The 6502-nt window shown below is 70.5% G+C and carries 8 protein-coding genes; 5 read left to right on the top strand and 3 right to left on the bottom strand.

Annotation, left to right across the window (positions count from 1 at the left end; translation table 11 throughout):
- Both ACFOY2_RS48575 and ACFOY2_RS48570 read left to right on the top strand, forming a co-directional pair.
- Positions 1–227 (top strand): transketolase C-terminal domain-containing protein (locus tag ACFOY2_RS48575; RefSeq protein WP_379534963.1); only part of this gene is annotated, 227 nt, incomplete at its 5' end.
- 160 nt (positions 228–387) lie between these two features.
- Positions 388–759: a group I truncated hemoglobin gene (locus ACFOY2_RS48570; protein WP_379534962.1), complete on the top strand. Its 372-nt coding sequence runs from the start codon at positions 388–390 to the stop codon at positions 757–759.
- A 40-nt stretch (positions 760–799) separates the two neighbouring features.
- Here ACFOY2_RS48570 and ACFOY2_RS48565 read toward each other — a convergent pair whose 3' ends face one another.
- Positions 800–1528 carry a TetR/AcrR family transcriptional regulator gene (locus ACFOY2_RS48565; RefSeq protein ID WP_379534961.1) on the bottom strand — a complete coding sequence of 243 codons (729 nt, stop codon included), beginning with the start codon at positions 1526–1528 and terminating at the stop codon, positions 800–802.
- A 60-nt stretch (positions 1529–1588) separates the two neighbouring features.
- Between ACFOY2_RS48565 and ACFOY2_RS48560 the strand changes: the two genes are divergently transcribed.
- Positions 1589–3049, top strand: a complete 1461-nt coding sequence (locus ACFOY2_RS48560) for a hypothetical protein (protein WP_379534960.1) — start codon at positions 1589–1591, stop codon at positions 3047–3049.
- A 70-nt stretch (positions 3050–3119) separates the two neighbouring features.
- Here ACFOY2_RS48560 and ACFOY2_RS48555 read toward each other — a convergent pair whose 3' ends face one another.
- Positions 3120–3242, bottom strand: coding sequence for a hypothetical protein (locus ACFOY2_RS48555; RefSeq protein WP_379534959.1), 123 nt, complete (start codon positions 3240–3242; stop codon positions 3120–3122).
- A 105-nt stretch (positions 3243–3347) separates the two neighbouring features.
- Between ACFOY2_RS48555 and ACFOY2_RS48550 the strand changes: the two genes are divergently transcribed.
- Positions 3348–3932 carry a hypothetical protein gene (locus ACFOY2_RS48550; RefSeq protein ID WP_379534958.1) on the top strand — a complete coding sequence of 195 codons (585 nt, stop codon included), beginning with the start codon at positions 3348–3350 and terminating at the stop codon, positions 3930–3932.
- Positions 3932–5878 (top strand): pentapeptide repeat-containing protein, encoded by a 1947-nt coding sequence (locus ACFOY2_RS48545; RefSeq protein ID WP_379534957.1) that lies wholly within the window; start codon positions 3932–3934, stop codon positions 5876–5878. The genes ACFOY2_RS48550 and ACFOY2_RS48545 overlap by 1 nt, the downstream gene beginning before the upstream one ends.
- Before the next feature lie 19 nt (positions 5879–5897).
- Here the strand turns inward: ACFOY2_RS48545 and ACFOY2_RS48540 are convergent, their stop codons facing one another.
- Entirely contained in the window at positions 5898–6455 is a 558-nt protein-coding gene (locus ACFOY2_RS48540) for an NUDIX domain-containing protein (protein WP_379534956.1), read from the bottom strand.
- Between the last annotated feature and the right edge of the window lie 47 nt (positions 6456–6502).

Genomic DNA, 6502 nt, shown 5'->3' with positions numbered 1-6502 from the left:
CCCGCGAGACCGGCCGGATCGTCACCGCGGAAGAGGCCACGATCAGCGGCGGACTCGGCGCGGCCGTCGCCGCCACCGTCGTCACCCGCCACCCCGTCCCCATGCGGATCCTCGGGGTGCCGAGGGTGTTCGCCCCGACCGGGAACACAGCCTTCCTGCTGGATCACTTCGGGCTGTCAGCCGAGGGCATCGTCACGGCGGTACGTGACCTGCTGCGCACCGCCTAGCCCGCGCGGACGCCGGACGGGCCGGACGGCCACGACTCCGTCACGTTACGTATGTATCACTGCGGTGAGCACCCTGGTTCAGGTGTATTGCCGCCTTGTTACGCCAGCGGAACGGCCCGCTGCGACTCTCCTGCCAACAGGCGATGGAGGGAGTATCAGCATGGCGTCCACATTCGATCAGGTCGGCGGCGCGAGTGCGGTCTCGGCGGTGGTCGACGAGTTCTACAGCCGGGTCGTGGCCGACCCCCGCCTCGAGGGCTACTTCACCGGCACCGACATGAGCAAGCTCAAGGCACACCAGCGCAGCTTCGTGGCCGCCGCGCTCGGCGGCCCCCAGGAGTACCGGGGCAAGACGATGGGGGAGGCCCACGCCGGCATGGGCATCACCTCCGACGAGTTCGAGGCGGTGGTCGCGCACCTGGCCGGTGCGCTGACGCACTGCGGCGTTCCTGAGGCGACCATCACCACGATCGCCGGCGCTCTCGCCCCGCTGAAGGGCCAGATCGTGGGCAGCGAGATGCCCGCGGCCTGACGTGGCGTCTCGGTCCACTCGGAGGTCGGGCTCCCCGTCGTCATGGGCGGGGTAGCCGGGCGGCGATGCCGTCGAGCAGGCAGGCCAGGCCGAGTTCGACCTGCTCGTCGACCGTCGGCCCGGTGGGCTCCGCGAGCCAGGCGGCCAGGTGCGGGCAGTGGCCCTCCGCAGTCGCCAGCCGGCGTACGGACTCGATGGCGGCGACGAACTCTTCGGCGCTGTCGAGTCCGTAGCGCTCGCGCATCTGGTCCTCTTCCGCCGCCTGCAACCCGTTGCCGAAGACGTGGCGATCGATCAGTGCGGTGTAGCTCATCGCCGTGGCCACCGACATGCCCTGTCCGACCAGGACGGACAGGGAGAACTCGGTGCGTCGCATCATGTGTGGGCCGACCGGGGGACGGGTGTGCACCAACTGGGCGTACCAGCCGTGGCGCCGGACCATCGCCCAGGTGTCCATGGCCAGGCGGTGCAGGTCGCTGCGCCAGTCGCCGCTGGGCGTGCCGGGAATGGGGATCTCCGCGGTGGCCGCGTCCAGCATCAGGTCGGTCAGCCCCTCCTTGCTGTGGACGTAGCGGTACAGCGCCATCGACGTGTAGGGGCCGAGGCGGCTCGCGACGGTGCTCATGGTCAGCGCGGGGAGCCCGCCGAGGTCGGCGACCTCGATGGCGGCGCGGACGATCGTTTCGCGGTCGAGCGCCCGCTGGCGGGGCGGCGGTGGCGGCTGGCTCCAGATCAACGGTTCCGGATGGTTGCGTCGGGTGCGGGGCATAGGAGTAGTTTAATGGATAAACTCATGGTTTATCTGATAAACGAATCGGGAGGGATCTCCGTGAACCAGTCGTCCATCCCGCCGGGTGTTGTGTTCGGGGTCGTCCGCGGCATCACCTATGGACTGTTCGGCAAACCGGACGAGTTCGTGCCGCAAGCCCGCGAGCTGGGTGCCGGCGCGGTCCGCCTGTACGTCTACTGGGGCCAGGTCGAGCCGGAGCCGGGCCGCTACGTCTGGGACGCGGTGGACGCGTTACTGGCCCAGCTCGACGGCACAGAAGAGGTCTGGATCACGGTCTGCTCCAGCTCTCTGTGGGCGACCCGTCAGCCGACCCGATTCCTGCCCCCGTCGCCCGCGCACGACCTGCACGCCTACGGCGCGTTCGTCCGGGCCCTGGTGGCACGGTGCGCCGGCCGGGTCCGCTATTGGCAGTGCGACAACGAGCCGTGCAGCGTCGGCCTGTTGTGGGCGGGCACCGCCGAGGAGTACGTCGCCCAGTTGCGCGTGATGCACCACGCGGTCAAGGAAGTGGACCCCGACGCGCTCGTGGTGCTCGGAGGCGCGCCCTACGGGCTCGCCTCCAGTGCCTCCGACAGCCCGGAGCGGACGTTCTTCGACGTGCTGCTACGCGATGGGCGCGAGCACTTCGACGTGTTCGACGTACACCTGTACGGCGATGCCGCGCGGATACCCGCCGACGTCGAAACCTCGCGTCAGCTCATGCGCGCGCACGGCTATGAGAAGCCGGTGGTGGCCGGCGAGTACAACGGCCCCTGGCCCGACCTCTATCCCGAAGCCACGCAGGCGATGCACGAGGTGATGGCCGCCGTGTTCGCCGCCGGGACGGTCGACGGCGCCGACGGCGCGGGCGTCCCCGGTGACGGCCCGGCGCGGACTCCGGAACAGACCGCCATGGCCATGCTCTACGACCGCGCGGAAAGCCTGCCCCCCACCCTGCGGATGTTCATGGACGGGTGTCCTGCGGAGCTGGAGGCCAAGCGGCACCGGATCAACTGCCGCGAGATCGTGATGCGCAATGTGCTGGCGCTGTCGGCCGGCGTGCGCCGCACGATGTGCTGGAACCTGGCGCCGGAGGTGCCTGACTACCGCGAGCCGCTGTCGGTGATGGGCCTGCTGTTCGGCAAGCTGGCGCTGATGGATTACGAGGATGGTGGCCTGCGCCTGCGCCTGCGCCACCCGGCGGCCGACGCCTTCGCGCTCATGGCCGGGATGCTCGCCGGGGTCGGCCAGGTGAACCGCGTTCCTGTGCCCGGCCGGGCGAGCCTGTTCCTGTTCGACGTGCGGCGTGCCGGCCGGGGGCCGCTGCTGGTGGTGTGGGACCAGCGCGACTCCTTCACCGGCGAGGACGAGCCCCCGGTGCCGTTCGACTGGCCATGGCCCGTCTCGGACGCGCGGGCCCTGGACGTGTTCGGGCAGGAGCACCAGGTCGAGGTCCTCGATGGCCGGCTGCGCACGTCGGTGTCGGTGACCCCGGTGTTCGTCACCACCCGAGAGGGCTGAGCGACCGGGCGTCAAGGCGGAGGGATGACCGACGTGGTGCCGCGCGCGCTGCGAGCGTGGCCAGGCCGTCTCATTCGGTGACGGTGCCACGCCGGGTGAAGACGTCGATCCAGAAACGCTGGCGCTCGTCGGCGGCCCCCATCAGGTAGGTGGCCTTCAGCCTGGGCGGAAGCAGGGGCGCGAGGCGGGCCACGGTGTCGCGGCACCCCGGTGCGGGCGGCCAAGAAGGGGCGCTCGTCCGGGCCGGGTTCGGCGAAACGCCATGAAGGCCGTGAAGCCTCTCAATATGGTGGCGATCATGATTTCATGGCAGCCAAGCGGCGACGGTCACGATCCGACGTACTCCGAGCCCCTCCAGATGCTGAACCTGGGCGGGCTGCCCCCGGAGGCGCACGCCGACATGAACACCTGCCTGCGGACGCAGTTACAGGGCTCCGAGGGCACCCTCCAGATGGGTGCGGCGACGCCGGTCCTGCTGGCCCCGTCCGGCATCATCATGGACGCCGGCGGCATGATGGAGAGCCTGGCCGACTACGAAGTCGACTATCACTACGACGACGACGCCGTGCTCACTGCCCTGAACAACATGTTCGGCGAGGTCACCGGGAAGGCGACGGAGCTGCGCTGCATGACGCTCGGCTACAAGGTGCGGATGCGTGTGCCGGGTGACGGCACGCCGCAGGACGTCACGATCGCCAAGTCCACCGAGTGGCAGCAGAAGGACGCCCAGTTGCCGCCCGGCGTGGTCGACGCCCTGTGCGTGGACGTGGAGCACCGCGCGGGGATCGCGCTGCGGGTGTTCATGCCCTACACCTACCAGCAGCAGCGCCTCCTCCTCGGCGGCCTGCTGTCGGTGCCGTACCAGCCGAGGGTGTGGCGCTGATGAGCACCGACCTGTACGGCGTCCGCGTCCTGTCCGCCGACCCCGCCCGCCTTGAGGCGCACCTGCGCGTCTTCGTCGTCTACTACGACACCGAGATCCGCGGCTACGCGCCGCCGGAGCCCGACCCCGGCTTCTTCCTCCCCCTGCTGTGGGAGGCGGGTCGTCAGGACTCCCCGCTCGGCGCGGCCGTCACCGTCGACCAGGTGCTCGATGATGAGTGGCTCGCCGAGCACGCCCGCTGGTTCGTGTCGGGCGTCGAACAGACCGCCGTGCGCAACCTGCCTCCGTCGGAGGAGGACTGGGCGCACCTGCACGACTTCTATTACGAGCGCAAAGGCGGCTGGAGCGACGAGGACCGCCTCGTCCAGGCCGACTTCCTGGTACGGGTCACGCAGTCGCGCTGGATCGAGCACCTGCGGCCGGGTACGGCCTGGGGGAGCACCTTCTATCCTGTGGGCGCCGACCACCCGCGCCCGGACGAATGGCCCCATGTGCCGGACCTGCGCCATCCGGCCACCGTCCTGAGTCCGTTCGAGGAGGAGCCGCAGGAACTGGCCTGCTCCGACGACGGCCGTTACCTGGCCGTCGCCTACGAAGGCGACCTGGTGATCTACGACACCGGCGACTGGTCCGAGCACGCCCGCGTCGCGCTGGCCACCGGGACCTTCGGCCAGCGGCTGATGTGGGTGCCGGGGCGGCCCGTGGTCACGGTCATGCACCGGGAGGCAGGCGGGCAGCACGCCTATGACGTCGCCGCCCGCGCCACCGTCGAGGTGCCCGTCGAGCCCGGCCACACCCGCTCCCGTACGGGGCGGTACCGGGTCGAGCACGGCGTGGGCTCCGGTATCACGTTCGTGGGCGAGGGCGAGCCCCGCAACCTGCAGATCGAGGGCACCACCTACGTGGACGCCGTGGCGTTCACCGCCGACGAGTCGCGGCTGTTCGCCGCAGGGCTGCGGCACCACGTGTACGTCCTGGACCCGTCGGCTGAGCGGGTGCTCGACACCTTCGACGTGGGCTTCCACATGGTGAGCGCGTTGGCGGTCAGCCCGGACGGCGCGTACCTGGCCGTGGCCGGGATTCCGCACGAACACGTCGAGACCTGCGAACTGCGCGTCTACCGCGTCAGCGACCGCCAGGTCGTCACCTGGTACCGGATGGGCCAGAGTGTCCGACCGCTGGAGTGGGCGCCGGACGGCCGCTGGCTGGCCGCCATCGTCATGGAGGAGCGGCGATGCGCGCTCCGCATCATGCCCGTGGGCCTTCCGGAGCGGTCCCCGGCCGGCCTCACCAACCCTGCACCCGCTTCCACGTTCGCCATCGAGAACGACCCCGACGACGAGCCCACCCTCGACTCCGGTGACGAGGTGCCGACTCTCAATCCGGACCTCATCCTCGCCCTCGCCCACGGCACCGACCCGGTCACGCAGGACGAACTGGACGCCCTGACCCGCGACCACCAGCGCTGGCTGGCCTCCGGCGGAGGAAACGCGCAGGAATCCCCGTGGCAGGTGCTGGCCGTCGGCGGCCTCCCCCTGGCCGTCTACCGAGGCCAGAACGGGTCAGACGGATCCCAGGCCAGCTTGCGCAACCGCCTGCTCACCCCCGGCCTCGACCTGCGCGCGATCGCCCTGCCCTGGGCCGACCTGACCGCCGTCGTCGGCGAGAAACTGGATCTGGCGGGCGCCGACCTGCGCGGTTCGACCATCACCGACGCCCAGATCCCCAACGTCGGCCTGCGCGGCGCCGACCTGCGCCAGGCCGACCTGTCCCGCGCCGACCTGCGCGGCGCCGACCTGTCCCGCGCCGATCTCAGGGGTGCCGACCTGGAGCTCGTCGACCTGAGGGACGCCGACCTGGAGCACGCCGACCTGACCGGCGCGAACCTGACCGGGGTGAACCTGACCGGCGCCCGCCTGGAGGGTGCGCGCGGCCTCCAGATCTGAGCACGTCCCCGGGCGGGGCTCAACCTGGCGGCGTGCGCAGCAGGAACAGGGTGTACGCGGCCAGCGTCGCGTTGTCGGTGATCACCCCGTCCCGCATCATGTCCTCGACCTCGCCCCGGGGGAACCACCGATGACGCAGGTCCTGCTCCTCCACCTCCCTGGCCGCCTCCCCGTGCGACAACTCCGAGGCCACGAACACGTCGAACCCCTGCGACGACATGCCCACCGCGCAGTTGAGCCGTCCCAGGTGCCGCAGCGCCCCGGCCGTGATGCCGGTCTCCTCCATCAGCTCCTGCCGGGCCAGCGCCTCGGGGTCGCCCGCGACCAGCCCCGGCAGCGACCCCTGCACGAACTCCCACGACCGCGACCGCACCGGATACCGATACTGCTCGACCAGATGGAAGCCGCCGTCCTCGACGGCGATGACCAGCGCGAAGTCGGGCTTGTCCACATAGGTGTAGACGCCCTCGGAGCCGTCCATGCGGACGATCCCGTCCTCGCGCAGCCGCATGTACGGCGACTCGTAGGCCACTTTCGTGGACATCTGGCGGATCGGTTGATCGAAGTCCGGCCGCATGCTCACCTTCCTCAGCGGGGACGACCGCCCGCGCGGCCGATTCTGCA

Source organism: Nonomuraea purpurea, assembly GCF_042650645.1.
GTDB lineage: Bacteria > Actinomycetota > Actinomycetes > Streptosporangiales > Streptosporangiaceae > Nonomuraea > Nonomuraea purpurea.
Note: the sequence above shows the minus strand (reverse complement) of the source record. Positions and strands in the feature narration are given on the sequence as shown.